The sequence below is a fragment of the Paraglaciecola sp. genome, from assembly GCF_051252315.1.
Taxonomy (GTDB): Bacteria; Pseudomonadota; Gammaproteobacteria; order Enterobacterales; family Alteromonadaceae; genus Paraglaciecola.
Genome location: NZ_JBPOFP010000007.1, coordinates 53,685 through 80,623 on the forward strand (window position 1 = coordinate 53,685; position 26,939 = coordinate 80,623).

The 26,939-nt window shown below is 39.9% G+C and carries 23 protein-coding genes; 13 read left to right on the top strand and 10 right to left on the bottom strand.

Annotated features, from left to right (window positions below):
- Window positions 1-106 precede the first annotated feature (106 nt).
- Both lysA and lptM read right to left on the bottom strand, forming a co-directional pair.
- On the bottom strand, window positions 107-1,357 hold the full coding sequence (gene lysA / locus ACSHXM_RS02400; protein WP_435687126.1) for a diaminopimelate decarboxylase: 1,251 nt from the start codon (window positions 1,355-1,357) through the stop codon (window positions 107-109).
- Window position 1,358: 1 nt separating this feature from the next.
- Window positions 1,359-1,523, bottom strand: coding sequence for an LPS translocon maturation chaperone LptM (lptM, locus tag ACSHXM_RS02405; protein ID WP_435687127.1), 165 nt, complete (start codon window positions 1,521-1,523; stop codon window positions 1,359-1,361).
- A 302-nt stretch (window positions 1,524-1,825) separates the two neighbouring features.
- On the opposite strand from lptM, the gene rraA reads away from it, so the two are divergent.
- A complete protein-coding gene (rraA, locus tag ACSHXM_RS02410) occupies window positions 1,826-2,311 on the top strand; it encodes a ribonuclease E activity regulator RraA (RefSeq protein WP_435687128.1) in 486 nt (161 codons plus the stop codon).
- A 79-nt stretch (window positions 2,312-2,390) separates the two neighbouring features.
- Here the strand turns inward: rraA and ACSHXM_RS02415 are convergent, their stop codons facing one another.
- Window positions 2,391-2,798, bottom strand: coding sequence for an ExbD/TolR family protein (locus tag ACSHXM_RS02415; RefSeq protein WP_435687129.1), 408 nt, complete (start codon window positions 2,796-2,798; stop codon window positions 2,391-2,393).
- A gap of 177 nt (window positions 2,799-2,975) precedes the next feature.
- Entirely contained in the window at window positions 2,976-4,046 is a 1,071-nt protein-coding gene (locus ACSHXM_RS02420) for a substrate-binding domain-containing protein (protein ID WP_435687130.1), read from the bottom strand.
- A 120-nt stretch (window positions 4,047-4,166) separates the two neighbouring features.
- Between ACSHXM_RS02420 and ACSHXM_RS02425 the strand changes: the two genes are divergently transcribed.
- From ACSHXM_RS02425 to ACSHXM_RS02470, 10 genes are all read left to right on the top strand, one after another.
- Window positions 4,167-4,658: a formate dehydrogenase subunit gamma gene (locus tag ACSHXM_RS02425; RefSeq protein ID WP_435687131.1), complete on the top strand. Its 492-nt coding sequence runs from the start codon at window positions 4,167-4,169 to the stop codon at window positions 4,656-4,658.
- Entirely contained in the window at window positions 4,658-6,205 is a 1,548-nt protein-coding gene (locus ACSHXM_RS02430) for a formate dehydrogenase beta subunit (protein WP_435687132.1), read from the top strand. The genes ACSHXM_RS02425 and ACSHXM_RS02430 overlap by 1 nt, the downstream gene beginning before the upstream one ends.
- The gene (gene fdhF / locus ACSHXM_RS02435; RefSeq protein WP_435687133.1) at window positions 6,205-9,087 is read left to right on the top strand and encodes a formate dehydrogenase subunit alpha; all 2,883 of its coding nucleotides are present in this window, start codon (window positions 6,205-6,207) and stop codon (window positions 9,085-9,087) included. The genes ACSHXM_RS02430 and fdhF overlap by 1 nt, the downstream gene beginning before the upstream one ends.
- Before the next feature lie 14 nt (window positions 9,088-9,101).
- Complete coding sequence (fdhD, locus tag ACSHXM_RS02440; protein WP_435687134.1) at window positions 9,102-9,926, top strand: formate dehydrogenase accessory sulfurtransferase FdhD; 825 nt, start codon at window positions 9,102-9,104, stop codon at window positions 9,924-9,926.
- A 9-nt stretch (window positions 9,927-9,935) separates the two neighbouring features.
- The gene (locus ACSHXM_RS02445; RefSeq protein WP_435687135.1) at window positions 9,936-10,163 is read left to right on the top strand and encodes a formate dehydrogenase subunit delta; all 228 of its coding nucleotides are present in this window, start codon (window positions 9,936-9,938) and stop codon (window positions 10,161-10,163) included.
- A 142-nt stretch (window positions 10,164-10,305) separates the two neighbouring features.
- Window positions 10,306-10,986, top strand: a complete 681-nt coding sequence (locus ACSHXM_RS02450) for a response regulator transcription factor (protein ID WP_435687136.1) — start codon at window positions 10,306-10,308, stop codon at window positions 10,984-10,986.
- A complete protein-coding gene (locus ACSHXM_RS02455; RefSeq protein WP_435687137.1) occupies window positions 10,983-12,380 on the top strand; it encodes an ATP-binding protein in 1,398 nt (465 codons plus the stop codon). The genes ACSHXM_RS02450 and ACSHXM_RS02455 overlap by 4 nt, the downstream gene beginning before the upstream one ends.
- Before the next feature lie 130 nt (window positions 12,381-12,510).
- A complete protein-coding gene (locus ACSHXM_RS02460) occupies window positions 12,511-17,010 on the top strand; it encodes an Lcl domain-containing protein (protein ID WP_435687138.1) in 4,500 nt (1,499 codons plus the stop codon).
- A 200-nt stretch (window positions 17,011-17,210) separates the two neighbouring features.
- Window positions 17,211-18,422 carry a winged helix-turn-helix domain-containing protein gene (locus ACSHXM_RS02465; RefSeq protein ID WP_435687139.1) on the top strand — a complete coding sequence of 404 codons (1,212 nt, stop codon included), beginning with the start codon at window positions 17,211-17,213 and terminating at the stop codon, window positions 18,420-18,422.
- 79 nt (window positions 18,423-18,501) lie between these two features.
- On the top strand, window positions 18,502-18,945 hold the full coding sequence (locus ACSHXM_RS02470; RefSeq protein ID WP_435687140.1) for a hypothetical protein: 444 nt from the start codon (window positions 18,502-18,504) through the stop codon (window positions 18,943-18,945).
- A gap of 18 nt (window positions 18,946-18,963) precedes the next feature.
- Here the strand turns inward: ACSHXM_RS02470 and ACSHXM_RS02475 are convergent, their stop codons facing one another.
- The 3 genes from ACSHXM_RS02475 to fldB form a co-directional block, all read right to left on the bottom strand.
- A complete protein-coding gene (locus ACSHXM_RS02475; protein ID WP_435687141.1) occupies window positions 18,964-20,154 on the bottom strand; it encodes a leucine-rich repeat-containing protein kinase family protein in 1,191 nt (396 codons plus the stop codon).
- A 104-nt stretch (window positions 20,155-20,258) separates the two neighbouring features.
- The gene (locus tag ACSHXM_RS02480) at window positions 20,259-21,047 is read right to left on the bottom strand and encodes a CLCA_X family protein (protein ID WP_435687142.1); all 789 of its coding nucleotides are present in this window, start codon (window positions 21,045-21,047) and stop codon (window positions 20,259-20,261) included.
- 7 nt (window positions 21,048-21,054) lie between these two features.
- Window positions 21,055-21,597, bottom strand: coding sequence for a flavodoxin FldB (gene fldB, locus ACSHXM_RS02485; protein ID WP_435687143.1), 543 nt, complete (start codon window positions 21,595-21,597; stop codon window positions 21,055-21,057).
- A 274-nt stretch (window positions 21,598-21,871) separates the two neighbouring features.
- Between fldB and ACSHXM_RS02490 the strand changes: the two genes are divergently transcribed.
- The gene (locus ACSHXM_RS02490) at window positions 21,872-22,987 is read left to right on the top strand and encodes an esterase-like activity of phytase family protein (protein WP_435687144.1); all 1,116 of its coding nucleotides are present in this window, start codon (window positions 21,872-21,874) and stop codon (window positions 22,985-22,987) included.
- A 78-nt stretch (window positions 22,988-23,065) separates the two neighbouring features.
- Here ACSHXM_RS02490 and msrA read toward each other — a convergent pair whose 3' ends face one another.
- Complete coding sequence (msrA, locus tag ACSHXM_RS02495; protein WP_435687145.1) at window positions 23,066-23,605, bottom strand: peptide-methionine (S)-S-oxide reductase MsrA; 540 nt, start codon at window positions 23,603-23,605, stop codon at window positions 23,066-23,068.
- 135 nt (window positions 23,606-23,740) lie between these two features.
- Here msrA and ACSHXM_RS02500 point away from each other — a divergent pair, with 135 nt between their 5' ends.
- Window positions 23,741-25,162, top strand: a complete 1,422-nt coding sequence (locus ACSHXM_RS02500; protein ID WP_435687146.1) for a sodium-dependent transporter — start codon at window positions 23,741-23,743, stop codon at window positions 25,160-25,162.
- A gap of 60 nt (window positions 25,163-25,222) precedes the next feature.
- Here ACSHXM_RS02500 and ACSHXM_RS02505 read toward each other — a convergent pair whose 3' ends face one another.
- Window positions 25,223-26,062, bottom strand: coding sequence for an SDR family oxidoreductase (locus ACSHXM_RS02505; protein ID WP_435687147.1), 840 nt, complete (start codon window positions 26,060-26,062; stop codon window positions 25,223-25,225).
- Between the two features lie 36 nt (window positions 26,063-26,098).
- The coding region (locus ACSHXM_RS02510; protein WP_435687148.1) for a YggN family protein at window positions 26,099-26,939 on the bottom strand (841 nt) is incomplete at its 5' end.

The following is a 26,939-nucleotide window of genomic DNA, read 5'->3' on the forward strand; positions in this document are numbered from 1 at the left end:
CCAACAAAATATATAAATCAATTGGTATAAGTGTAAATAAAAAGCCGCTAGGTTTATAGCGGCTTAATACATTTAGTTAACAATTAATTGTAAGTTTTGAGTAAATTTACTCTGGAATCGATTCATTCTCAAATAATTGCTCAACGGTTTCACGTTTTCTGACTAGATGACTTGTTTCATCGTCTACTAAAATTTCAGCGGCTCGGCATCTGCTATTATAGTTAGACGCCATAGCAAACCCGTAAGCGCCTGCACTACGTACCGCTAAATAATCATCTGGTGCAATGGCTAATTCTCGGTTTTTACCTAAGAAATCACCCGTCTCACATATTGGTCCAACTATGTCATAAACCGCTTTTTCACGTGGTAAAGCGGCGTTAAGTGGAATGATGTTTTGCCAAGCCGAATAAAGCGCTGGGCGGAGTAAATCATTCATAGCAGCATCAATGATGGCAAAGTTTTTCTCAGCACCTTGCTTTAAGAATTCTACTTTAGTTAATAAAACCCCGGCATTTGCCATAATCGCTCTACCAGGTTCAAAGATAACCATTAACTCTTCTCTGCCCGCTAAACGTTGGGCAATGGCTTGAGTGTATTGATCGGGATGAGGAGGCTGCTCGTCATCATAGGTCACACCTAAACCACCACCTACATCTAGATGTTTAATATGAATACCGTTTTCAGCTAATTCGTCGATAAGGGCTAATAGAATGTCGAGTGCATCAACAAAAGGCGCAATGTCAGTCAATTGAGAACCAATATGACAATCAATTCCCACTACATCTAAAAATGCAAAACTACTAGCATATTGATAAATTTCTAAGGCCTGCTCTCGCTCAACACCAAATTTATTATCTTTTAAGCCAGTAGAGATGTAAGGATGGGTTTTTGCATCTACATCTGGATTAACCCGAATTGAGATAGGCGCTTTTTTACCTAACTTTTCAGCAACTTGATTAATTCTGGCTAATTCACTGCGAGACTCAACGTTAAAACACTTAATGCCTTGTTCTAGACCAAATTCGATTTCTTCAGCTGTTTTACCTACACCCGAAAATACAACTTTACTTGGATCGCCGCCGGCCTTAAGTACCCGTGATAGTTCACCACCAGAAACGATGTCAAAACCTGAACCTAATTTGGCCATCACATTGAGTACGGCTAGATTGGAGTTGGCTTTTACTGCATAACAAATTAAGTGTGGTTGGCTACCGGCTGCATTATCAAATGCGCGCCAATGACGTTCTATAGTTGATTTAGAATACACATAACACGGCGTACCGAATTTTTTAGCGATATCTTCAAGGGCGACATTTTCAGCAAAAAGCTGTTCATTTTTATAAGCAAAATAGTCCATATCAGTTTTTCCCCTCTGATTCGGTTGATTCTTTAGTTTCTTTCGTAGGCTGATTCGTCGTTGGCTCTTCAGGCAAGTATAAAGCTCGTTTTTGTCCGCAAGAACATAATAAAACAAGACTGAATAACACTAGGGAAAGTGTTTGAGATTTGAATGAATGACGCATAACAATAATAGCCTAAATAAATATAGCCTAATCATGTCATTACCTTGTCCAAATGCAAAGCGTTGCAGGGGCGACAACACATTATTTTATGCAATATGAAATAACTAATGTAATAAATAAGGAGTATGTTCAAGTCAGGAATAGGTTTTAGTCATTGTGCGACCCAGAGCTTTTCTTATACATTTGTTAAATTGCTAGTTTTGACTTAACAGAATCAACCTGATCTTTAATTAAAATAGGTTTACACTGAGCTATATGAGCCTGTAATAAGATTCTCTAATCAAACCCTTAAGGATAAATACATGGATTACAATACTTCTACTCTTTGCGATATTTTTGCTGACAGTGTTGACGTCGTTGAACCTATGTTTGTTAGTTTTGGTGGTCGTCCTTCTTATGGTGGTGAAATCACTACAATTAAGTGTTTTGAAGATAAGGGGTTAGTTTTAAAAACCTTAGAGCAACCCGGCTTAGGTAAAGTGTTACTCATTGACGGTGGCGGTTCTATGCGTTGTGCCCTAATTGATGCCACTGCTGCCCAAATAGCTTTCGATAATGGTTGGGAAGGCATAGTGGTATACGGCAGCGTTAGAGAAGTTGACGACTTAGAAGAAATTAATATTGGCATTCATGGGATAGCGTCAATTCCTGTCAGCGCAGATGATCAAGAAACCGGCGAGCTTGATGTAGCCGTTAATTTTGGTGGAGTGACATTTTTGCCAGAAGATCATTTATACGCGGATAGCACAGGTATTATTTTATCGCCTGAACCTTTAGATATTGAATAATTGTAGCGAGTTTAATTAAAACCTATACAAACAAAAACGCCGCACTCCTAAGAGTGCGGCGTTTTTTAATTTTGTAAAGTTACTTACCGACTAATACCGATACGTTTCTTATACCTGCTTTTTTCACTTCATTGATAACTTCAGTCACATCACCATGTTTTGCTTTAGGGTGAGCCTGAACTGCCGCTGATTCTTGTGCATTTTCAGCTAAGAAACTTTGAATATTGGCTTCAACGCGGCGAATATCAACTTCACGACCATTTACAACAATAGTGCCATCTTCGTTGACTCGTATAGCTAACGACTTAACGTTAGTAGGAGGTGGTGGAGTGTTTGAATCTTTAGGACGATTAACTTCAAGACCTTTTTCTTTCACAAAAGAGGTTGTCACAATAAAGAATATAAGCATGATGAACACTATGTCCAACATGGGGGTCATATCAATTGCTGCTTCGTCGTCAGCAGAGCCGTGCTTTTTTCTTTTCATTCTTAAAAATCGCCAAATAAGGTTAAAACGAATCTGTCTAGTATAAAGACACTTGTACCTAAGAGCACCAATTAATTAACTAAATATTAATAAAATACTCAAATAGATTACTTATATAAATTTTCTATAGACTGCCAAAATTGGCATAAATAATCCAGTCTGTTTTTTATATTGGGCCTAAAGCCAGCTAAACATATCTGACACCTGCCTAATGTTTCCGCAGGTTTCAGGGGTGTATCCGGGTAACAAATGTATTTTGTCTATAAAGCTTGGTTGGCGGATATTGTTTAATAATTGTTCGACAGATTTCTGTTCAACAACTTGTTTACGGCAAGCTAACAAATAATGTTCTGAGGTAACAGGTATAAAATCTAGTCCAAAATTCTCTGCTGCTGCCTCAATGCCTAGGCCCACGTCGGCCATACCTGAAGCGATAAACGCGGCCACAGCTGAATGTGTATATTCTTCATCAGCGTATCCGGTGATAGAATTTGAAGGGATATTTTCAATTCTTAATAATTCGTCTAATAAAGAACGGGTGCCGGATTCTCTATGACGATTGATGAAGGTAATATCGTCACGGCTTAAATCGCTAATCGAACGGATGTTTTTAGGGTTAGCAGTTTGCACTATCAAACCTTGTTGGCGAAGTACAAAACTAATTATTACATGTTCTTCTGGATCCAAATATTGCCTGAACAATGTTTTCATATTGTCACTGACGTATTCAGTTGGCACGTCAAATCCAGCTAAGTCACAATCCCCCCTTCGAAGCGCTGACAAGGATTCTTCAATGCTTTTATATTGGATATCTAATTTATATTCTTCAGCTAAATCAGACAATAAAGCCACTGCATAACCATGACTTCCGTATATACGAATAGAAGGGCTCACGTCAGCTAATACTTTTTGGATCTCAATATTCAATTCAGAAGTTAAATTGTCTAATTGAGGTCCTAATCGAGCTGCAACTCTGTGTTTTGACCAAAGCAATTTTTCACCTAAAGGACTCAGTTTTGCGCCTCGTCCTCTATGTTTATCCACCAGAGGAGTTCCGAACATGTCAGATGATTTAGTCAGTAAATTCCAAGCGCTACGATAAGACATGGCGACATTTTTAGCTGCCATGGTCAATTTATTGGTTTGCTTAATCTCGGCTAATAAATCAAATAAAATAGCAGGGAGTGCATTGCCTTGCTCATCAGTAAATGTCCAGTTAGGTTGAATTTTTAGCTTGTTAATATGCATTTTGTTTCATATTTGTCGTCAGGTGTGGCCATGTTATCTTAGTTTCTTAATCGATCACTAGAATAGATATATGTAATTTTTTACATATATTGGGTTTACTTGAGTTATAGCGGATAAAAAATGAATAAGCCAACACATTGGGATCCTCAAGATGTACAACTTGCAATCGATGAGCTTAAAGATAAGCCCGGTGCACTCTTGCCTATTTTGCATAAAATCCAAGACCAACTAGGTTATATACCTAAAGAGTCGGTACCTATGATAGCCAAAGCACTTCAGCAAACTTCTGCAGAAATCCATGGTGTGATTAGTTTTTACCATCACTTTCGTACCACACCATCCGGCAATCATGTTATTCAAGTGTGCCGGGCAGAAGCCTGCCAAGCTAGAGGCTCCCGCCAACTGGAATCGCATATTAAAAATTCTCTGAATATTGATTATCACGGTACAACTCGTGACCAAGAATTCACCTTAGAGCCTGTGTATTGTTTAGGTAATTGCACCAACGGGCCTAATATTCAAATCAACGACAAACTTGAAGCCGAGGTTACGGCAGACAAATTTGATGCCTTAAAGTCACAACAAACAACTTACCTCGTGGAATTAACCTAATGACTTACAATATTTATATTCCACGAGACACAGCTGCACTTGCGAATAACGCAGATAAAGTCGCCCTGTTGATTGAAAAAGAAGCCCTGCAACGTAACTTAGATATTCATATTATTCGCAATGGTTCACGGGGATTATTCTGGTTAGAACCTCTGGTGGAAGTACAAACACCACTGGGCAGAGTGGGGTTTGGTAAAGTTTGTTTAGAGGATGTAGGTGCACTTTTTGATGCCGGTTTTCATTTAGGCAAATCTGAACACAAATTGCACTTAGGTTTAACCGAAGAGATCCCCTATTTAGCCAAACAGCAAAGATTAACCTTTGCACGTGCTGGTGTGATTGACCCAGTGAGCCTGGATGATTATGCAGCCCATGACGGATTTAAAGGTTTACAAAAAGCATTAAACAACACACCTCAAGAAATTGTGTCAGCTGTAACTGATTCTGGATTACGAGGCAGAGGTGGCGCAGCGTTTCCAACGGGGATTAAATGGCAAACCGTACTTGATTGCCCTTCAGAACAAAAATATATTGTTTGTAATGCTGATGAAGGAGACTCTGGTTCTTTTGCCGATAGACTGGTGATGGAAGCCGACCCCTTTATGCTCATCGAAGGCATGATCATTGCCGGTTTAGCCGTGGGAGCAAATCAAGGTTACATCTATTTACGCTCTGAATATCCAATTGCTCATCAAATTTTGAATGAAGCCATCGAAACCGCCTATGCAAATAATTACTTAGGTCAAGACATTCAAGCCAGCGGTAAATGTTTTGAGTTAGAAGTGAGATTAGGTGCTGGGGCTTACATTTGTGGTGAAGAGACGTCTCTATTAGAAAGCCTAGAAGGTAAACGTGGATTAGTTCGGGCTAAACCTCCTTTACCTGCCATTGAGGGGCTATTTGGCAAACCTACAGTGATCAATAATGTGTTATCACTAGCGGCGATCCCCTATATTTTAGATAAAGGTGCGGCCGCATACGCCAACTATGGCATGGGCCGTTCAAAAGGGACCTTGCCATTTCAATTAGCTGGAAATGTCAAACAAGGTGGTTTAATTGAGCTGGCTTTTGGTACGAGCTTAAACCAATTGCTTGAAGAGTTTGCTGGTGGCACGTTTACCGGCCGGCCTATGCACGCTATTCAAGTAGGTGGGCCTTTAGGTGCGTATCTACCTATAGAACAATGGAACACTCCATTAGATTATGAATCCTTCTCAGCCATTCAAGCAGTACTGGGACACGGCAGTATTGTGGTATTTGATGACTCTGTAGATATGCTCGAACAAGCTCGTTTCTCAATGGAGTTTTGTGTGGCCGAATCGTGTGGGAAATGTACACCTTGTCGTATAGGTTCGGTTCGTGGTGTTGAAGTGATTGATAAAATTCGCGCCGGTATTAACCCCGAGAAAAACACTGAATTGTTAGAAGATTTATGTGAAACCATGATCCACGGATCTTTGTGTGCCATGGGAGGTATGACGCCTTTCCCTGTACAAAGTGCGTTCAAACATTTTGCTGTTGAAAGTCAAAATGCAGGAGAACAGTAATGGTAGAAATATTCGATCCTAAATCAATTGATTTCGACAAAGATTACGGCACGCCAGTCAGTGAATCTAAAGTGATGGTAACGCTTAATATTGATGGCAAAACCGTGTCCGTTCCAGAAGGCACTTCAGTTTTACGAGCAGCGAGTATAGCCGGAATTAACATTCCTAAATTATGTGCATCAGATAATCTCGAAGCTTTTGGTTCGTGCCGTATGTGTACTGTGCAAATAGAAGGAAGACGAGGTTACCCTGCATCTTGTACCACTCCGGTAGTAGCCGATATGCAAGTTAATACACAAAACGAAGCGTTAGCTAAGTTACGCCGAAACATAATGGAACTGTATATTTCTGACCATCCATTAGATTGTTTAACCTGTCCGGCCAATGGTGATTGTGAGTTACAAGACGTAGCCGGTGAAGTGGGTTTACGAGAAGTGCGTTACGGTTTTGAAGGTGAAAATCATTTACAGGCCGAAAAAGATACCAGTAATCCTTATTTCACTTTTGATTCGAGCAAATGCATTGTGTGTTCGCGATGTGTACGAGCGTGTGAAGAAGTACAAGGTACCTATGCGCTAACAGTTGAAGGTCGTGGTTTTGACTCCAAAATTGCAGCTGGACAAGGCGGTTCGTTTTTAGAGTCTGACTGCGTATCTTGTGGAGCTTGTGTGCAAGCATGTCCAACGTCGACCTTAGTTGAAAAGAACATAGAAAAAATGGGTCAACCAGAACACAGCGTTGTAACAACCTGTGCATATTGCGGTGTTGGTTGTTCATTTAAAGCTGAAATGAAAGGCGACCAAGTGGTACGTATGGTGCCTTATAAAGGTGGCCAAGCTAACCAAGGACATTCTTGTGTGAAAGGGCGCTTCGCCTTTGGTTATGCCACCCACAAAGACCGCATTACCGAGCCCATGATCCGCGACAGTATTGACCAAGCTTGGCGTAAGGTGAGTTGGCAAGAAGCCATTGCGTTTTCAGCTAATCGCTTACTTGCCACACAAGAAAAATATGGTAAACAAAGTGTAGGCGGAATTACATCATCTCGGTGTACCAACGAAGAAACCTATTTAGTACAAAAGCTGATCCGTGCCGCCTTTGGTAATAATAATACCGACACGTGTGCGCGAGTATGTCATAGCCCTACAGGATATGGTCTTAAAACCACTTTAGGCGAATCTGCAGGTACCCAAACTTTTGACTCAATAGAAAAAACGGATTGTGCCTTAGTTATAGGTGCTAACCCCACCGATGCGCATCCAGTATTTGGCTCTATGTTACGAAAACGTTTGCGCCAAGGTGCCAAATTAATCGTGGCAGATCCGCGCAAGATAGATTTGCTGAATACGCCACATTTACATGATCCTTTGCATCTTCCTCTAAAGCCTGGCACCAATGTGGCATTGGTTAATGCACTTGCACACACAGTGATGCAAGAAGGTTTACAGGATCAAGCGTTTATCGATTCGCGATGTGACAGCCAAGCATTTTCTCAATGGCGCGACTTTATTTTACTAGAAGAAAACTCACCAGAAGCCATGCAAAGTATTACAGGCGTAGCTGCCGAAGATATTCGTCAAGCTGCTCGTACCTATGCAAAAGCCGGTAATGGCGCTATTTATTACGGTTTAGGTGTGACCGAACATAGTCAAGGTTCTACTATGGTGATGGGCATTGCTAATCTAGCTTTGGCTACAGGTAATATTGGTCGAGAAGGTGTGGGAGTTAACCCGCTTCGAGGTCAAAACAATGTTCAAGGTTCTTGTGACATGGGGTCTTTTCCTCACGAATTGCCGGGTTATCAGCACGTAGCTGATGATGTTGCTAGAGGTAACTTCGAAAAAAGTTGGGGTGTGACCTTAGATAACGAACCTGGATTGCGTATTCCCAACATGTTTGACGCAGCAATAGCTGGCACATTTAAAGCCATGTATATACAAGGTGAGGACATTGCCCAGTCTGACCCGAATACCCATCACGTCGAAAAAGCACTTAAGTCAATGGACTGTATTATTGTGCAAGATATCTTTTTAAATGAAACGGCCAAATTTGCCCACGTGTTATTACCAGGCTCTACCTTTTTAGAAAAAAACGGTACCTTCACCAATGCAGAACGCAGGATAAATCGAGTGCGTAAAGTCATGGCACCATTAGGCGGCAAAGAAGATTGGCAAGTCACAGTCGATTTAGCCAATGCCTTAGGTTATCCCATGGATTATCAACATCCATCTGAAATCATGGATGAAATTGCCAGCTTAACCCCCTCGTTTACGGGGGTGAGTTACGAAAAACTGGAACAACAAGGCAGTATTCAATGGCCGTGTAACGAACAACATCCAGATGGCACACCGACTATGCATGAAGTTGATTTTCCTATTGGCAAAGGCAAGTTTGCGATAACAAATTATTTGGCCACAGAAGAAAAAAGTAATAGGCGTTTTCCCTTGTTGCTCACAACAGGACGCATATTGTCGCAATACAATGTGGGAGCACAAACTCGCCGTACCGATAACCAAGTCTGGCATGATGAAGATGTGCTAGAAGTGCATCCTAGTGATGCTGAGTTGCGCGGCATTCAAAACGGTGATTGGTTAGGAATTACCAGTCGTTCTGGGCAAACGGTATTAAAAGCTTGGATTAATGACCGAATGCAGCCGGGTGTGGTGTATACCACATTTCATCATCCTTCTAGTGGCGCTAATGTGATCACCACTGATAATTCTGATTGGGCGACAAACTGCCCAGAATATAAAGTTACAGCAGTACAAATTGAAAAAGTCAGTCAGCCTTCACAATGGCAAAAGGAGTTTGCTGAATTTAATGCCAAACAGCAAGGTTTACTTAAGCAAGGCCGTGAAGCTAAAAAGGCCAGAGTAGATTAGATGAGGCGGATTTTATGACGCAATATATTCAAGCCTCAAATCAGCCTTTTGAAGTCATTAAATGGCAAAACGATGAGTTAAAAACACTGAGCGATGACCTGATTGAAGAAGTGCCAGTCGCCTTGGTTTATAACGGTATTTCTCATGTGGTGATGATGATTACCCCACAAGATTTTGAAGACTTTGCGCTGGGTTTTAGTCTGACTGAAGGTATTGTTGAACAAGCTTCTGAAATTTTAGATATTGAAATAATCGAACAAAGTAACGGCATAGAAGTGCTGTTAACGATTTCTGCTAGACGGTTCGCGCAATTAAAACAGGTTAGGCGCAATCTCACTGGCAGGACAGGTTGTGGATTGTGCGGCGCAGAATCTTTGCAACAGTCCATTCGTCCCAGCTGTGTGGTTAATACCTGTGTTGAGGTCTCAGATAGTGCTGTTCAAGTTGCAGTCAAACAACTCGGACAATTTCAACCTCTGCAGGCTTTAACGGGGGCATGTCATGGTGCCGCTTGGTGTGACTTAAATGGCAACATTCAATTGGCCAAAGAAGATGTAGGCCGACATAATGCCCTCGACAAATTAATCGGTGTATTGCATAAAAACAACACTAACTTAAGCCAAGGTTTTGTTTTGGTATCAAGCCGTGCAAGTTACGAGATGGTGCAAAAAACAGTCAGTGTAGGCATAAGTGTTTTAGTTTCAGTCTCTGCTCCAACAGCCTTTGCAGTGACATTAGCCCAGCAAAGTCGGCTTAAATTGATAGGTTTTGCTAGACCAAATAAACACGTGCATTATACCGATTCCTCTAAACAATCCCCCTTTAGAAAACATCAATAGGTAATTAAAGTGGCGAATGAACAACTCAATCAATTAGTTAAAATGGTTAATCAAATTGCCAATAATAACAGCCATCAAACAGAAGCAGAATCTGTGGATTTGATCTTCAATCATCTAAAAAAATTTTGGGCCTTGTCTATGAAACAACAAATCATTGAATACGCAAAGCAAGATGATAACGAACTCACACCTCTTGCCAAAAAAGCCGTGAAAGAGCTCGCGGCTATCTATAGTTAATATTTAGTTGCTTCATTAAGAAACAGCTCTGCGCTCATCTTCTGCTCATGTAACTTTTGGTATATTTGAAAACTAGCAATATCTAATTCACAATTATGAGTGATTAGTCGTGCCACTTGAGTCTATATAAGGGGAATTTGATATGAAGTTATTGTTAGTTGAAGATTCCGAAGGGTTACGTAGAGCTGTTGCCAAAGCTTTAAGAACGTCCGGTTTTGCGGTAGACGAAACAGGAGATGGGCAAGAAGGTTTATGGATGGCTTTAGAGCATGATTATGATGTCATTATTCTGGATATTATGTTGCCAGGCTTAGATGGTCATGAGGTGTTAAAAAAGTTGCGGGAGGCAAATAATGAATCACCTGTGTTGTTTCTTACCGCTAAAGACTCAATTGAAGATCGTGTTACAGGATTGCGTTTAGGTGCTGATGATTACTTGGTGAAATCCTTCGCTATTGAGGAGCTCATTGCCAGAGTGGAAGCTTTAGCAAGGCGTAAGTATCAAAATCGTTCACCTAAGTTAGTGGTTGGCGACCTTGTGTTGGATATGTCGGCTAAAACGGTCAAGCGTGCAGGGCAAGATGTCGCCTTATCTTCTCAGCTTTTTTCTTTATTAGAATACCTAATGTTGCATGCAGATAGTGTTATATCTCGTACGCAAATTGAGCAACATATCTATGATGAACATGCTTCTCCTATGAGTAATGTAGTTGATACCGCTATATGTGCCCTGCGAAAAGCGATTACAGTATCTAAAAATAGTGTGGTACTTATTCACACTCGAAGGGGTATGGGTTACGTATTAAGTGCAGAAAAATCATGAAAAGTATTCGTATTCAGTTGCTGCTTTGGCTCGTCCCTAGTTTTGTCATTATAGCAATTTTAGCTGGAGCATCTTTATATCTATCTGAAAAGCGTAGGCTTGATACCAATATTGATAATGAGCTTAATAAATTGGCTCGGACAGTTAAGCTTGTAAACAAAATGCCTACTCCTCGTTTTGCAGGGCCTATTGGAAAAAGCGGCAATATTGCTGCAAATACTAAATTAATTCTTGGTGATGAAAGTAACGAATTTTTTCTTCAATCTTGGAATGAAAAAGGTGAAACCTTGAGTAAGTCTTCAAGCTTAAATGAGTTACAAATAATTCGCTCACTTAAACAAGGTAATGATGAAATAAGTTACAACGGTGAGTTAACATCTGGTGAAGCTATTAGAGTACTTAGTTTTTCACTGAGAAAAGGGCCTCGGGTAGGTGTAATAAATGTATCGGTTGCTATAAGCATTAAAGGTATTTATCAAGAGTTAACCAGATTCGCAATAAGGTTAATTATTGGCGGTATATTCTTTTGCTTTTTGTTATCAGTAATACTTGTATATACCATTAGGAAGACTTTAAAGCCGATACAAAACTTGTCTGAGCAAGTCTCTAATGTCGAGGCGGGATCCTTGCACAATAGGTTGATTGAAACTGATATACCTACTGAAATTAACCCATTGGTAAATAGGTTAAATCAATTGCTTGAGAGGTTGGAGTTAAGTTTTGCTAGAGAACGACAGTTTAATAGTGATCTCGCACATGAGTTACGCACTCCATTGGCAGCTATTCGAACAACAAGTGAAGTCGCATTGAAATGGCCAGAGCAGGCTTCAATTGATGATTATCGATATATAGCGGAATCTTCCGCCCAGTTACAACAGACGATTGATAGCTTGTTGTCCTTGGTTAGAATTGAGAATACAGGTGCAGAAAAGTTGTCTGAAAACGTAGATGTTTCCTTGATTATTGATGAATGTCTGTCGTTACAATCTGTTCGTATAAAGGAACGTAATTTACGTATTTCTAAATCAATCTATAACCCCTCTTGTTTGCAAAGTGATCCTAGGTTACTGCGTATTATCATATCTAATCTAATTAATAATGCTGTCGAGTATTCGCCAGCTGATACTGAAGTCATGTTAAATTGTGAAGCTACTTCAAATAGTGAAAAAAATACTGCGATTTTAACTGTAATTAACTCCGCTCCAGATTTAAACGAAGAAGATTTAGTCGCTATGTTTGACAGGTTATGGCGAAAAGATGCTTCACGAACAGGGACTAAACATACGGGATTAGGGCTATCTATTGCCCATACTGCAGCTAAAGCACTATCTTTAGAATTAACTGCAGAACTACAAGATAAGCAGATACTGAAAATGAGTTTAATCAGTTTCTAACAGCTCTTCACTCAAGAGTTTTTCAAAAGAATAGCGAAGTATTTCTGTCGCTCATCTTCCTCTCATGTTGCATATATTAAAGTCTGTTCAAGTTAATTTATAAATTTAAATATTTTGGATCAGCATCATTATGGTTAAGCAAAAAAATAAAAGTACGTTTCAAATACTGTGTTTTGTTGCAGTTACGTTTGTTTTAGTCGCTTGTGGCGGCGGAGGTGGAAATGATGAAACTACCACTGGCGGAAATCAAAATACCACTCCAGCAAAACCAACCGTCTCTTTTTCTGTCAGCCCGCAAAACATTAATACAGGCCAGAGCAGCAAATTCACTTGGTCGAGTAGTCACGCAACAAGTTGTGTAGCTTCTGGCGCTTGGAGTGGCGACAAGGCACTAACAGGTAGCGAAGATAGTAGCGTATTTGAAACAGCCGGCACCTTCGACTTTGAATTAAGCTGTAGCGGCGAGGGCGGCACAACCCAAACAAATGCGCAAATTATTGTGGCAGAAATAATCGAACCAGAACCCCAGCCTCAACCGTACCCGAATATCTTACTGATTATCGCTGACGATATGGGCAAAGACGCAACAAACGGCTTTTCAGAAGGCTTAGTTAAACCTACGACGCCAAACTTGGACGATATTCAAAACCAAAGTTTATCTTTTAATAATTTCTGGGCTTCACCTACTTGTGCCCCTACTAGAACTTCCATGATAACCGGTAAATACGGCTATAGTACTGATGTAAAATGGGTACAAGACACTTTGGATCCTCAAGAAGTGACTTTGCAAAGCCACATTAATACTTTGACTAACAATCGTTATTCGACAGCCCTAGTGGGTAAATGGCACTTGTCTGGTGACAACCCTACCGCCAATCCTGAAGATTTTGGTATTGATTACTACGCAGGGATCAATAGTGGAGAAGTAGATGATTACTACAATTGGCAGTTGTCAGAAGATGGTGTGCCCACTACGCAAACCGAGTATGCCACGACTAAACTCACCGATATTGCAATTGACTGGTTAACAGAACAAGAAGACGACAAACCTTGGTTTATGTGGATGGCTTACAATGCACCTCATACGCCATTTCATGTGCCTCCCAGCACTATGCATTCCCAAGGAGATTTAGCGGATTATGAAGAGGGGGTGGATGCATTGCCTTATTATTTGGCCGCAATTGAGGCGATGGATCATCAAATCGGTCGATTACTCGAAAACATTCCTCAAGACCAATTGGAAAACACAGTTATTATTGTTATGGCAGACAACGGTACGCCAGCAACTGTTTCTCAATCACCCTATGGGCGATTTAGTTCAAAAGGCTCGGTGATGCAAGGCGGTGTGAATGTTCCATTATTTGTGACAGGTAAAGGTATAACACGTTCAGGACTTATCGAAAACTTAGCTACTGCAACAGATATTTTTAGTACCATTTCTGAACTTGCTGGAATTGAAAACCCCAACATCCATGACAGCTTAAGTTTGAAACCCTTATTTACCCAAGACCAGCACATTAGAGATTATCAATATACTGAAAAGGAAAACGGTACGCTTGACCTTTGGGCTATTAGTGACGGCGAGTACAAACTTATTGTTAATGCCGATGGCAGCAAACGACTTTTCCATTTAGTTGCTGATCCTCACGAAGAAACAGACCTTATTGCAACTGGCTCGTTAAGTTCTGCGGAACAAACAATAATGACTGAATTAGAAACAGAGCTTTCTTTAATTAGAATCCATGATGATGGTGATACCGGCGGAGGCGATGGTGGTACTGGCGGAGACGATGGTGGTACTGGCGGAGACGACGGTGATAACGGTGGCGACAATGGCGTTTTAACTGATAAATTTTATACAGGTATGGCATTACTAAACGATACCGGTATTGGTTTTGGCTCTGATGCAACTAGTAATGGTGGAGCCTGTAGCACAACTATTACCGGTACTGACGGTTCAAGACTTGAGCAAGATTGTAGTCAAGGGCGCAGTACCACCGCTAATTCTGATACTGATGGAGAAAGCGGTTTTGATTTCACTCGAATTAATGCCGATGGCAGTGAATATAGTGGCAGTGGTAATTTTTCTACAGAGCCTTGGGCATGTGTACGTGATGATCGCACTGGCTTGTTGTGGGAAGTAAAAACCAATGATAGCAGTATTCATGATGCGAAAAACTTCTATCGCTGGGGAGGCTTAACTGCCCAGGATAGAGACAATGTCGACCGCGAAGGTGATTACTATGATGATTGGAACAATCTAATTATCAGTACCAATCAGGCTAACTTTTGTGGCTATAGTGATTGGCGTGTACCTAATAATTCTCAGTTTATGTCTTTGGTGAATTTTGGTGATGGTTTTGGCCCGGCCTCTAGTAAGATTGATCAGGATTATTTCCCGAATGCTACCAATGATTTTTACTGGACTGCGTCGCCTTACCGCGGTGCACACAGTGAGTTTTATGCTTGGGCGTTCCAGCTAGCGTTCGGTAACAACAAAAATATTCAACGCTACCAGCCTTCGGCGTTGCGCTTAGTTCGAGTGATGGATCCATACACTGACAATGTCGAACAAACACCCGATGATCGTTATGAAATACATAACAATGGCACGGTAACCGATCTTGAAACAGGCCTAATGTGGGCACAATGTGTTGCTGGTCTTAGTGGAATAGAATGTGGCAATGGCACAGCCGAAGCGATGGATTGGGGCTTAGCACTAGAACATGCTCAAACCAGTGAATTAGCCGGTTACAGTGATTGGCGCCTGCCAAACATTAAAGAGCTGTACTCCCTAGTAGACTTTAATCGGGTTGAACCAGCTATCAACTTGAACGTATTTCCAGCAACTACAGTTGATTATACTTGGTCTTCATCGCCTATGATTGACTTTAGGCAGGATGCTTGGTTTGTGAATTTTAAAGCAGGCTTGAACTGGTTCAAAGGACGCAGCAGCAACATGTTGGTTAGAATGGTGCGTTCAGGCCCAGATGATCTGGCTCTAGCAGAGGTTGATGCACAAGATGGTATGGCTATTGTTGAAGATGATGGTTTTGGTACTCCTGCCGGTGTGATGGAGCCAGTTGATGTGCATGCACAAGTGTTGATTGATGAACAAGGCTTTACCGGAGACCCAACAACAGGTCGAGATTTACCAAATATCAGCGATGAAAAAGCCCAGTTAGGTAAAGCGCTGTTTTACTCCAAGCGTTTGAGTGGTGAATACGACGCGGCGTGTGCTTCTTGCCACCACCCTATATTAGGTGGTGGTGATAACTTGTCATGGCCTGTGGGTTACGATGCAGTGGATGTCTTCCACAACTTTTCGCCAGACGTTTTGGGAGAAGGTCGTTACTTTAATGGTAGTGAAGATGATGAACTGCCTGGATACCCAGTGATTGGTCGTAACGCTCCAACCTTGTTTAATGTTGGACTATTAGATCGAGGATTGTTCTGGGACTCCAGAGTTGAAAGTGTGAGTGCAACTGAAGGTGCCCGCGGTACAGACGCTGGCATCATTACACCAGATTCGCCAGACTTCATTACGGCCGATAATAATATTCCAGAGGGATCTTCGTTAGCCAATGCACAATCGCGTTTTCCTACGGCAAATCATAACGAGATGCGTGGCGACGAGCCGTTAACTGATAATAATAATCAAGCCTATCGCGATATGTTAGCAGCACGATTCTCCGACAATGCTGATTGGGAGGCGATGTTCCAGGCAGCCTTTGGCGATACTGAGGTTAGTTTTGATCGCATAGCTGAAGCCCTGGCTACATTTGAAGAGTCTATGGTGTTTACAGATAATCCATGGCAAGAGTATGTTGCTGCCTTACGTGGAGATCCAGGGACGGATATAGATGTCATGACTCAAGATGAGAAGATAGGTGCAGTGTTATTTATGACAGCGGGTGACGAAGGTGGTGCAGCTTGTAGCGAATGTCACTCGGGTGACACTTTCACTGACGAGGAATTCCACGCAATTGGTTTAGGACAAGTGGGACCGGGCAATGGAGATAGTGCTAGCTTCCCACCGGTAAACAATAGCGACTTTGGCCGTGCGAATATCAGTGGTGATGTGGGAGACACTTATCACTTTCGAACCTCACCATTACTGAATATCACCGAAACAGGCCCTTATATGCATAACGGTGCCTTATCTACGTTACGTCAAGTGATGGATGTATACGGCAATCCTGGTGGTGCAATGAATGATTTGTTGGGCATTAGTACCATACTAAATGGTAATGCGGTCTTTAATGAACTCAACAACGCAGATTATTGTGAGCTTACATCGGTCAAAGATATCATGGATAAAACAGGTGAAACTTGTGAGCAGGTTTATAACAATATAAATCCTGACGCTTTCCTTAACACTCGTATTTTGTTCAGGCAAACCTTTGATGAAACCGTATCAAACTCGCCTGCACCAGAGATCGATATCAACACAGATCAATCCTCCACTGTAATTGAATTTATGGGCGCATTAACCGATCCATGTGTTACCGATAGAGAGTGTCTACAGCCTTGGATCATAGACTCAAGTAATTGGACCGAACATCCTGATTACAGTGATGATCCAAACTTGATTCTGGTGGGAAAAGATAAAGACGGTAATGAACTGTAGATTGTTAGTTTCTTAGGGGAGGTTAGTATTTTCACAAGGATGTGAGAATATTAAGCCTTTGCACTTTGGATTTATTGAAAGAAGCTCGATATTCAAATTAATTTGGGTAGAGCGAAGACTTAGGTTAAGTAATAGTATTTACTCCGTTAATGATTCAAAGTAGTTGTATAGTAAAGCATACATTTTCAGATTGAATCTAAATGATTAAACTACATCGCTTGTTAGATCAAAACCGTTTACGCCGTATGGCTTTAGTTGCCCAAGGTTTGGCGCAAGCTAAACCTTTTGGTCAAGGTTTGGTTGGAGCGAAAAATGCCATTAAACATTTAGGCTATGTACAACTGGATACCATTTCCGTAATTGAACGTGCTCATCATCACACTCTGTATTCTCGTGTACCTAAATTTAAATCAGAGATGACTAACCAGTTATTGCTCAATAAAGACATATTTGAATACTGGAGTCATGCAGCGGCATTTTTGCCAATTGAAGACTTTCGGTTTTCTTTACCCTACAAACATGCCATTAAAAGCGGTCAAACTCACTGGTATAAGAATCCAGACAAGAAGATGATGGCTGAAGTTTTAGCCAGAATAAAAACCGAGGGTCCTCTGCGTTCTCGTGATCTAGAAACACAATCAAAACAATCTGAAGGCTGGTGGGATTGGAAGCCCGCTAAAAAAGCAATCGAACAATTGTATATGCAAGGTGATGTCATGGTGTGTGATCGCACCGGATTCCAAAAAACATACGATTTAACCGAAAGGGTTTTACCCGCAAATATTAACACCTGCCAACCATCACTCGATGAATTTGCTGAACACTTAGTTGAACAGCAATTGCGTTGTCACGGTTTTGTTTCACTTAAAGGGTTTACTTATCTACGCAAAAACAAAGGATTGCGACAAGCAGTAAAAACCTTAGTTAGTGACAAAATTTCTCAAGGTAAACTATTACAATTTCAAACCAGTAACCAAGAAATATTTATAACCACGCCTGAGGTGCTGGAACAGCCTCTACCAAGAATAAACACTCAGCTCAAAATTCTTTCCCCTTTTGATAACGCTGTTATTCAACGAAACCGCTTAAAAGCAGTATTTAACTTTGATTATCAAATTGAATGTTATGTACCAGAAGCAAAAAGACAATATGGTTATTTTAGTTTGCCTCTGCTTTACCAAGGGGAGTTTGTGGGCCGAATGGATTGTAAAGCCCATCGGAAAACCAAACATTTGGAAATAAAATCATTGAATTTTGAGCCTATTCAATTTGATGTTGATACGATTGTTGTTGAATTGGTAAAAGCAGTTAAAAAGTTTCAGGCTTTTCAATTATGTGACTCAGTTTCAGTCACTCGAGTTGAGCCACATCACCTAACTTCAACAGTTTGTGAAGCTTTTTTAGTTAACTGAAACAAATTTTTACCAAGATAATCTATACAAGGAGAAAATAGCCTTAGATACTCTGGCATAAATCAACAGGGAAGATTTTATGCGTAAATACTCTATTATTATTTTTACTTTTTTTATCTCACTTAATACTTTAGGTTCTGAATTCGAATTTTCTTTAGGAGGAGGATTTCAATACAGTGGTTTAGTCGGTACTCAATTTTCTCTTAAAAACAATGATAGTAAATATTACATCTCAGTTGGGTTGCCTGGATATGGAGTTGGCATGCAAACGACAGTGTCAGATAACCAACAACACACTATGGGTTTATCTGTGGGGAATATTAAGAGTATATTTGATCATGATAGTTATTATGGTTTTCTTACTTACAATTATCATCCTAGTGGATTCAACAATCATGGCTGGGTGTTCGGTACGGGAATTGGGGTTTACGATGAAAAAGAATTCACACGGCTTTTTAGTCATGAACGTGAAAACCCTAAACCTAAGGCCATGATAACTTTAGATATTGGGTACAAGTTTTAATTGCCTTACATTGTGGGTTTAATTCACGCAGATACTTTTTAAATCTTCAACAAAATAATCCAAGGCGCGTTGTTCAATTTGTTTGATTTTTGCTTGCTGGTCTGTGGTTAACATCTGATACATAGACGCTGCACCAAAATCACCAAAGATGATATTGGCATCTTGATCAAACAGCGTATTGTGGGCGTATAAATCGCCATGACAAACATGATTATTATGTAGATGTTCAAACACGTCTTGCATCTGTTGGACTATATGAGTCACTTGCTGTTTGGTTAAGACAAAACCTTGAGGGAAGGTATCTCGTGTACAAGTGTCAAAGTTTGGTGGTAAACCTAAATTTCTAAAATGAGAGGGGATCAACGCCATAATCAGAGCCAAACAATCCTCTTCATTAACCTGAGCTAAGTTTTTCACTAAGCTATTGTGATTACCCGCCTGTAGACATGCATTTAACTCATCTTCTGGATAACCATCGCTGGTAATAGAGCCTTTAAACATTTTGACCGCCACTTCACTAGGTAAAGCTAATGGGTTTTCAATCCATGTTGCCTTTGAAATGACACCTGACGCACCCTGACCTAACTGCTCTTGCAAAGTAAAGCTAGCCGAAGGCACTGCAGGCACAGAATCTATGTGTTGTTCATTTTTACAAAATGGATTGCCGGCAAAGGCAAACCAAGCAAGTTTAGGCAAGTCTAATAGCTGAGTGGGACATTCGGTAAGTTGATTGGCTGAAATCCTGACTAACTCTAAATTTACTAAATTTGCCATCGATTGTGGTAATCGAGTTAATTGATTACCCGCCAACGCTAATTTTTGTAATCTGGGTCTGTGGCCCAAACTTTCGGGCAAGGTTTCAATATTATTGTCGGTAAGAATTAACCAACGGAGATTTTTCGGTAATGATTCAGCTGGCACTTGTTTGATCTGATTGGTTTTAAATCCGATCATTTCAAGGTTTTCACATTCACCCAATACCGAGGGCAATACTTCAAAATGATTGTTGGATGCAAAAATGATTTTTAGTTGAGTGAGTTGTTTTAGCTCTTTAGGTAAGGTGTTGAGTTGATTATTGGATAAATCCAAAATTTCTAAAGAGTCTGCTAACGTCAATATTTCCATAGGAAATTCAGACAAGTTTTCAGATAAAGATAACTTTGTTACGCCCAATAAGGCGCCCGATTTTAATTGAGCTAAAGTGTGCAAAATTTAAATATCACCGTTTGAAAAAATCGCCGAGATGCTACTCAAAAAGCATCGAAAATGATAGTTCTGATTTGAGTTTAGCGGCGTAAGCTTGTGTTTAGAAGTTACACTTTTTTAATTGTATTACCCAGAAGACTGAAATAATGAATAAAATGTTGGTTAATCAATTTTCTTGTTTCGTTTTGTGGGTAAATCCCTAACTTGGCTTCTGGACTTTGTTTGGTGCCTTGCACTAAAAACGCATTTTTACGGTAGTGATCTTGAATACAGGCTTCAAATGCTCGCGCTGCTAATTCTTGTGGTTGAGCGTAATAATATGTTTTTAGGGCCTTATCTGCTTGAGCACTTCGATTGACATACTCACTGACTTGGTTTTTATTGTCAGCTAAAAAGATTGATTCAAAACAAAGGCTAAGGTTTTTGTTGATAGGATGTTCGATTTGTTTTTTATCTTTTAACCAACAAGCTGACGCAAAGTCTTGCGCTTTTACATCGGTAAATAGTTTTTGTGCAATATAGTGGTCAAAAGCATGAAACCATTCGTGTGCTAAGGCTCCTCCTCCGGCATTTTTAGCTAAGGCTAAGGTTTTAGTTTGTGAGGCATAATGTGCGCTACTGTGCTTTTGGCCACCATGGCCAAAGGCTAATGATAAATTGTTGTTTAGTGAAATGACGGGAGTTGGAATAGACAGAATATCCATTAGATCAAATAAAGCATCAAAGAAAAGGTTCGCTGCGATTTGCTGTTCTTTGGCCGTTACCCATTTGCCAATAGTGATAGATCTAAAGCCAAATATTTTAACTATGTCGCCAAAAGTTACATCAGCGCCATCACGGTGCGATGGGCCATTGCGATAAAATGGTTGGTGAATCCTTGAATCTGGGGTCGTCACTGTATAATTATAATTGGATCATTTCGGCTAATATTTGTTCGCACCATTGGGCAATGCGTTCATCGGTTTGTTCGTATTGGTTTTCGTCATCTAAACTTAAGCCTACAAAAAACTCTCGGTCCGTGGTCAAGGCTTTCGATTCAGTAAAGTCATAACCTGTATTTGGCCAGTAACCAATAATATTGCAGCCCAGAACTATGAGTTCATCATGTAACATGCCCACAGCATCTTGAAACCAATCGGCATAACCTAGTTGGTCACCTAATCCAAATATCGCTACCGTTTTGTTGGCTAAATCTAAGTTCGCAATGTCTTGCCAAGTTGATTCCCAATCTTCTTGTAGTTCGCCAAAATCCCAAGTGGAAATACCAAAAATTAATTTATCGAAGCCTTGGCATTCGGATAAAGCATTATCTTTAATATTAAATAGCTCAACACATTCATATCCTACTAATTCATTTAACTTAGCTTGAATTTTTTCAGCGGCCATTTCGGTATAACAAGTGGTTGAACCGTAAAATAAACCGATTTTAATTGTACTTTGAGTCATAACATCCAATGATTTTTATTTACTAGGGCATACACTGGGCGAATGATAAATCACAGAAGCAATTAAATCTTGTGCAAACTGATAAATAGATATTACACATTGGATTTTTTGATGCTTTGTTCATTCATGCACATAATTTTCGTAAATATAAGTATAAAAATTAAATATTTGTTTCAACTAGCACAAATACCAATTAATAACTTGACCATGTGGACCGGTATCTTTATAAAGGTCTGCAATTAGGGAAATTTATCTCATATAGATTGGACTACATATGAAACTTTTGTTTTTCGTTTTGGGTATATGCTCATTGATGAGTTGTGACTCTGGAACGTCTGAAGATTCTCAGAGTTATATAAAGAAAACCTACGGCCATTGGATAAAAGAATCAAATGGCGAGGTGATGTTAGATCCACAGCCCTCTGGCTTAACATATTGGCGAGGTAAATTACTGACCTTAAGTGATAGAAGCGCACATACTTCTCAGCGCTTGAGATTACGTTCAATCGAGCCAAAAAATGCTCAATTAGACGGCCCAGACATGATAATGAAGTTATCAACAGATGCGCAAAAAAGTTGTTTTGCTAATTATGTAAGTGGTAACCCAGATTTAGAAGCGCTAACGGTTGATCCTGAAAATGATAATATTTTTTACGTGGTCACTGAAGACGCTTCAAACGCGGAACCCATGTCAGAAGCTTGTCAACAAAAGTATGCGCAAACAGGCTCGACTGATTACCCAAGTTTGTTACTCAAATTGGAAATTCAAGCAGATCAAAATTTATACATAACTCATATTAAACCAATACAGTTTAACGCTGATATGCAAATAGGTAATTTTCCAAATGATGGTTTCGAAGGTTTGGCTTTTGGCCAAAATCGAACTTTGTACCTTGGTATTGAAAAAGATCAACAGAAAAAAGCTCGGATATTTTCATTAGTACTAGATAAAACATTTTGGGCTTCAGATGATTTTGCTGTTCCTGTGGATGTTAAGGTAAAGCTTCCTGAGTTTGTAAAAGGTAATCATCCAATTAATGGCATGGATTATTACCAAACAAAAAGTGGTAGTGAGTTTTTGATTTTAGCTGCAAGAAACGACCAAAAGTTATGGATTGCAGACTTATCAGGGCAAAAGGAAGCCAAAATAGTGCCTCTAGAATTTCATGCTGAGATTGAAAGTGGCGTAGGTGTTTGTCAAGATTTCGAACCGATGGACAATACTTCAATAGAAGGTGTTGCTGTCATAGGCAAAACGTTATGGATGGTGAATGACCCTTGGAAAGCGGTTTATCTAAATAACATTCGATGCCCACAAAACAAGAATAATTACCGTAAATTTGCGCCTCTGTTGTTTAGTTTAGCGATTCAACCTAGTTGGTTCGAATAATTCCATCACATCTAAAATCCACTGTGTAAAAAAGCTGAGCTCTATTACACAGTGCTCCTTCAATGATAATCGGTTTACTTAGGCTTTTAATTTGCTGGCAAACTTTTGTTTGAACTTAGCAAGTTTAGGGGCAACCACCATATTGCAATATTGGTTTTGTGGATTGTTTGAAAAATAATCCTGGTGGTAGTCTTCAGCCTGATAATAATTGTTAATGGGTACAAGTTCTGTCACTACAGGATCTGGCCAAATTTTCTCATCACTAATTTCTTGAATTATTTGTTCAGCTTCTACCTTTTGGCTTTCGTTGTGAAAAAAGATACCGCTACGGTATTGAGTGCCCGTGTCGTTTCCCTGACGATTGAGTTGAGTGGGGTTATGCAAAGCAAAAAATATCTCTAATACATCACGATATGTGAGTTGCTGACTATCAAAGTTAACTTGTACCACTTCTGCATGGCCCGTATTGCCCTGGCAAATTTGTTCGTAAGTAGGATTGTCTACTTGCCCGCCTGCGTAACCAGAGTAAGCAGAGACGACACCATTCAGGCTATTAAAAGCAGATTCCAAACACCAAAAGCATCCTCCCGCTAATGTCGCTGATTGAATATTATTCATAACCTTTCCTCAAAATTATCCTAATTAACTGCTTAATATGTGGCTACCAACTATAGACAATTCAAGCCAGTTAACGACATTTTAATTTTGTGCTGTTAACATTGGTTTTATTATAAAAATAAAACGGGAAAAGTTATGAGCGCGACTCGCGAGCAATTTGGTTCACGCATAGGGTTTATTTTAGCTGCAGCGGGTTCTGCTGTGGGAATTGGTAATATGGTTGGGTTTCCGGTTGCCGCGACAAAAAATGGCGGTGGCGCATTTTTGTTAATCTACGCGATCTTTGTTGCCTTTATTTGTTTACCTGTCATGTTGGCTGAGATGTCAGTAGGTAGACATAGTCGGAAAGACCCTTTAGGGGCTTATTCTGTCATGTCGAATAACCACAATGGCTGGAAAATTGCGGGTTGGTTGTCAATTATTACCCCTTTCATGATTGCAGTGTTTTACTTGGTCATTACCGTTTGGATATTTGGTTACCTTTATCAATCACTGACGGGTAACTTAGCCATGTTGGCAGATCCAGACACTTTTGGCGTTTTTATAAATGGCACTGATCTGATTTATTATTCCTTGGCTGTTCTTGCCATTGTATATTTGATCCTGCAAGGCGGGGTGAAGCAAGGTATCGAAAAAGCAGCAAAAATTATGATGCCAGCACTATTTATTATGTTAGTAGGTCTGGTTATTTTTGTATTAACTTTAGACAATGCTTTTGAAGGAGTTAAATATTACGTTATTCCTGATTTTAGCAAAATAAACGCTTCAGTAGTCAGTGCTGCCTTATCACAAGCATTCTTTTCGTTATCATTAGGTATGGGGATCATGATTACTTATGGCTCTTATTTAGACAGTAAAAGTGACGTACCTGGTTCAGCTAAAATGGTGGCTTTACTGGATACCGCAGTTGCTTTTATTGCTGGTTTATTAATTCTGCCTGCGGTGTTTTCTTTTAATCCTAATATTAATACCAGTGAACTAAGTGACTCGTCAGTAGGCATGATATTCACCTTTTTACCTAAAATATTCTTAGCACTGCAAACCAGTATTGGATATGTAGGTGCAAGTGCAGTGGCTAGTATGTTTTTTGTTTTAGTCTTTTTTGCCGCTATTACTTCTATGGTGTCTATTTTTGAAGTTCCCGTTGCTGCACTTATGGAAGAAAAGAAATATAAACGTCGCAAAGCACTGGGTGTATTGGGGTTACTACTCGTAGTAATGGGACTAATGGCTGCTACATCTTTTGGATTATCTGATTTCTTTACTCAATTCACGCAATATGCAGGACAGCAAAAGTCCTTCTTTGATCTAATTATTGATGTGTTTTACGACACCATCCTGCCTCTAAATGGTTTGTTAATCTGTATTTTTGTGATGTATCGGTGGAAAAAAGTAAACTTCACTGAAGAAATGGATGCCAATTCAAATCCTCAAGGGAACAACTGGTTTATCAAATACGTTAACTTCTCGGTAAGTACGTTTATACCCATTATATTATTGGCCGTTTTTGTTAATACGGTGGCATTAAAATATTTTGGTCAGGCTTTAATTGGTTAAAAGATCACAATAGAAAATGACGCTTAGTATTAATCTAATTGAGACTAAGCGTTAATTGAATCAAGGCTGCGCGTCAATCATATCGTAAGGGCTCGGGTATTTAAGTTTAATGCCTAACGTTTTGATGCTGTCAGAGGCATCGATTCGTTTACCGATTCGTTTACCTAGGTTCGCATTAGAATCTTGCTGTATAAAGTTTGGAGCGGCTAACTCTAACCTTTCAGCTGCCCAAGTATAATAGTCTTTTCGAGTTGGGTGTTCAGTCGCACTTAATACAAAGGTTTCTCCCCAAATATTGTCGGCGATTATTTTATCTATCGCTTGTACCACATCACTTTGATGGACTAGGTTGACGACTTGATTGGGGTTTGGTAATTGGCTTTTACCGGCTAAATACTTCGCTGGGTGACGGTCATTACCTACTAACCCAGCTAATCTCAAAATCGTGCTAGTTTGTGGAAAGAAACGGCCAACTAACTTTTCAATTTGCAGGTTTATTTTAGCTGACTCGGTCACTGGGTTTGGCGCACTTTTCGCAGTGACGATCCGAGTATCGTCTCCATAAATGGATGAAGTGCTGATAAAAATAACCTGTTGAATATTGCTGTGTGAAGCAAACTTGAGCAGTGTTTCAATATTAGATAGAAAGTCTTCACAAGCTTGAGATTTTCGACCAACAGGAATATTTAAAAACAAAATATCGCTCGTGAATAACGGCGTTAGTCTAGTTGTATCTAGAGGTTCACCTAACGTATATTCGATACCAAGTAAGTTATGTGAATTCAGTTCAGCTACACCCGCAGTAGAACGACGAGTGGCCACTATCTTGTGACCACTATGTTTTAAATGTTTGGCAACCGGTAAGCCTAACCAACCACATCCAATTATTGCTATTTGCATTAATAGGTTACTTTTTAAATATACTTTTGCTAACTGTTACATAGCATTACGTGGTGTGTCGAGTTGTAAAATATCTAAATGACTCAGCTGTTGAATTTTGGCTTGAAGGCGCGATTCAGTGCGCTCTATATGTTGTAATGTTTTGCATAAATCTTCAGCTTTATGTTCTATCCTTTGGGCTTGAAACTCAATTGTTTCTTCAAGTTGTTCTCCAAATCTTTCCATTCTTTGTTCAAAAGCTTCCATGTCACCACCGCTAAATAGAATTTGTGTACCTAAATTCACCATTACGCTGCCAAGAGATTCAGAAATCACCTCTTCAATTACTTGTTCAAATTCATTTCCCCACTGCTCGCCAAAAAAGTCTCCGTCGTTAAATGTTCTAGAATCTACTCTCAGTGAGCCATCGTGAGCATAAAAGCTACGTTGCACTTGTTCATCCAATTCTTGTAGTTTGATTGAAAGCTTTTCGAATGTATGACTATCTGAACCTAATAGCTCTGCAAATACCTCATTGATAGCAGTGTTTGCTAAGCTGACTGCTTCATTTGCAATGTCAGCTGCTTGCGGTATTGCTTGATGAATTCCATCATAATAATCTTCAACTAATGCTTGTTGATAACTGTTTAGTGATATGGATTTTCCATCAACAGACAAGTTATATTGAGCGTCAATCTCAATTTGAGTTTTGTCTTCTATGTTAACGCTTATCACTTTATTCTTTATTTGGAACTCTCCATCAAGATTCACATCGCAGTGATTATCAGCAGCAAATGCTGAACCACAAACAAATAAACTAGCCAAAACCAAAGTGCGCATAATTTTCTCCGAATATTGTTGTGAACCTAGTTCACAGTGATTACCTAATCTATTGATC

Excerpts from the sequence above, each read along its gene's own strand:
- lysA (WP_435687126.1), bottom strand. The coding sequence starts at position 1,357 with ATGGACTATTTTGCTTATAAAAATGAACAGCTTTTTGCTGAAAATGTC.
- lptM (WP_435687127.1), bottom strand. The coding sequence starts at position 1,523 with ATGCGTCATTCATTCAAATCTCAAACACTTTCCCTAGTGTTATTCAGT.
- rraA (WP_435687128.1), top strand. The coding sequence starts at position 1,826 with ATGGATTACAATACTTCTACTCTTTGCGATATTTTTGCTGACAGTGTT.
- ACSHXM_RS02415 (WP_435687129.1), bottom strand. The coding sequence starts at position 2,798 with ATGAAAAGAAAAAAGCACGGCTCTGCTGACGACGAAGCAGCAATTGAT.
- ACSHXM_RS02420 (WP_435687130.1), bottom strand. The coding sequence starts at position 4,046 with ATGCATATTAACAAGCTAAAAATTCAACCTAACTGGACATTTACTGAT.
- ACSHXM_RS02425 (WP_435687131.1), top strand. The coding sequence starts at position 4,167 with ATGAATAAGCCAACACATTGGGATCCTCAAGATGTACAACTTGCAATC.
- ACSHXM_RS02430 (WP_435687132.1), top strand. The coding sequence starts at position 4,658 with ATGACTTACAATATTTATATTCCACGAGACACAGCTGCACTTGCGAAT.
- fdhF (WP_435687133.1), top strand. The coding sequence starts at position 6,205 with ATGGTAGAAATATTCGATCCTAAATCAATTGATTTCGACAAAGATTAC.
- fdhD (WP_435687134.1), top strand. The coding sequence starts at position 9,102 with ATGACGCAATATATTCAAGCCTCAAATCAGCCTTTTGAAGTCATTAAA.
- ACSHXM_RS02450 (WP_435687136.1), top strand. The coding sequence starts at position 10,306 with ATGAAGTTATTGTTAGTTGAAGATTCCGAAGGGTTACGTAGAGCTGTT.
- ACSHXM_RS02455 (WP_435687137.1), top strand. The coding sequence starts at position 10,983 with ATGAAAAGTATTCGTATTCAGTTGCTGCTTTGGCTCGTCCCTAGTTTT.
- ACSHXM_RS02460 (WP_435687138.1), top strand. The coding sequence starts at position 12,511 with ATGGTTAAGCAAAAAAATAAAAGTACGTTTCAAATACTGTGTTTTGTT.
- ACSHXM_RS02465 (WP_435687139.1), top strand. The coding sequence starts at position 17,211 with ATGATTAAACTACATCGCTTGTTAGATCAAAACCGTTTACGCCGTATG.
- ACSHXM_RS02470 (WP_435687140.1), top strand. The coding sequence starts at position 18,502 with ATGCGTAAATACTCTATTATTATTTTTACTTTTTTTATCTCACTTAAT.
- fldB (WP_435687143.1), bottom strand. The coding sequence starts at position 21,597 with ATGACTCAAAGTACAATTAAAATCGGTTTATTTTACGGTTCAACCACT.
- ACSHXM_RS02490 (WP_435687144.1), top strand. The coding sequence starts at position 21,872 with ATGAAACTTTTGTTTTTCGTTTTGGGTATATGCTCATTGATGAGTTGT.
- msrA (WP_435687145.1), bottom strand. The coding sequence starts at position 23,605 with ATGAATAATATTCAATCAGCGACATTAGCGGGAGGATGCTTTTGGTGT.
- ACSHXM_RS02500 (WP_435687146.1), top strand. The coding sequence starts at position 23,741 with ATGAGCGCGACTCGCGAGCAATTTGGTTCACGCATAGGGTTTATTTTA.
- ACSHXM_RS02505 (WP_435687147.1), bottom strand. The coding sequence starts at position 26,062 with ATGCAAATAGCAATAATTGGATGTGGTTGGTTAGGCTTACCGGTTGCC.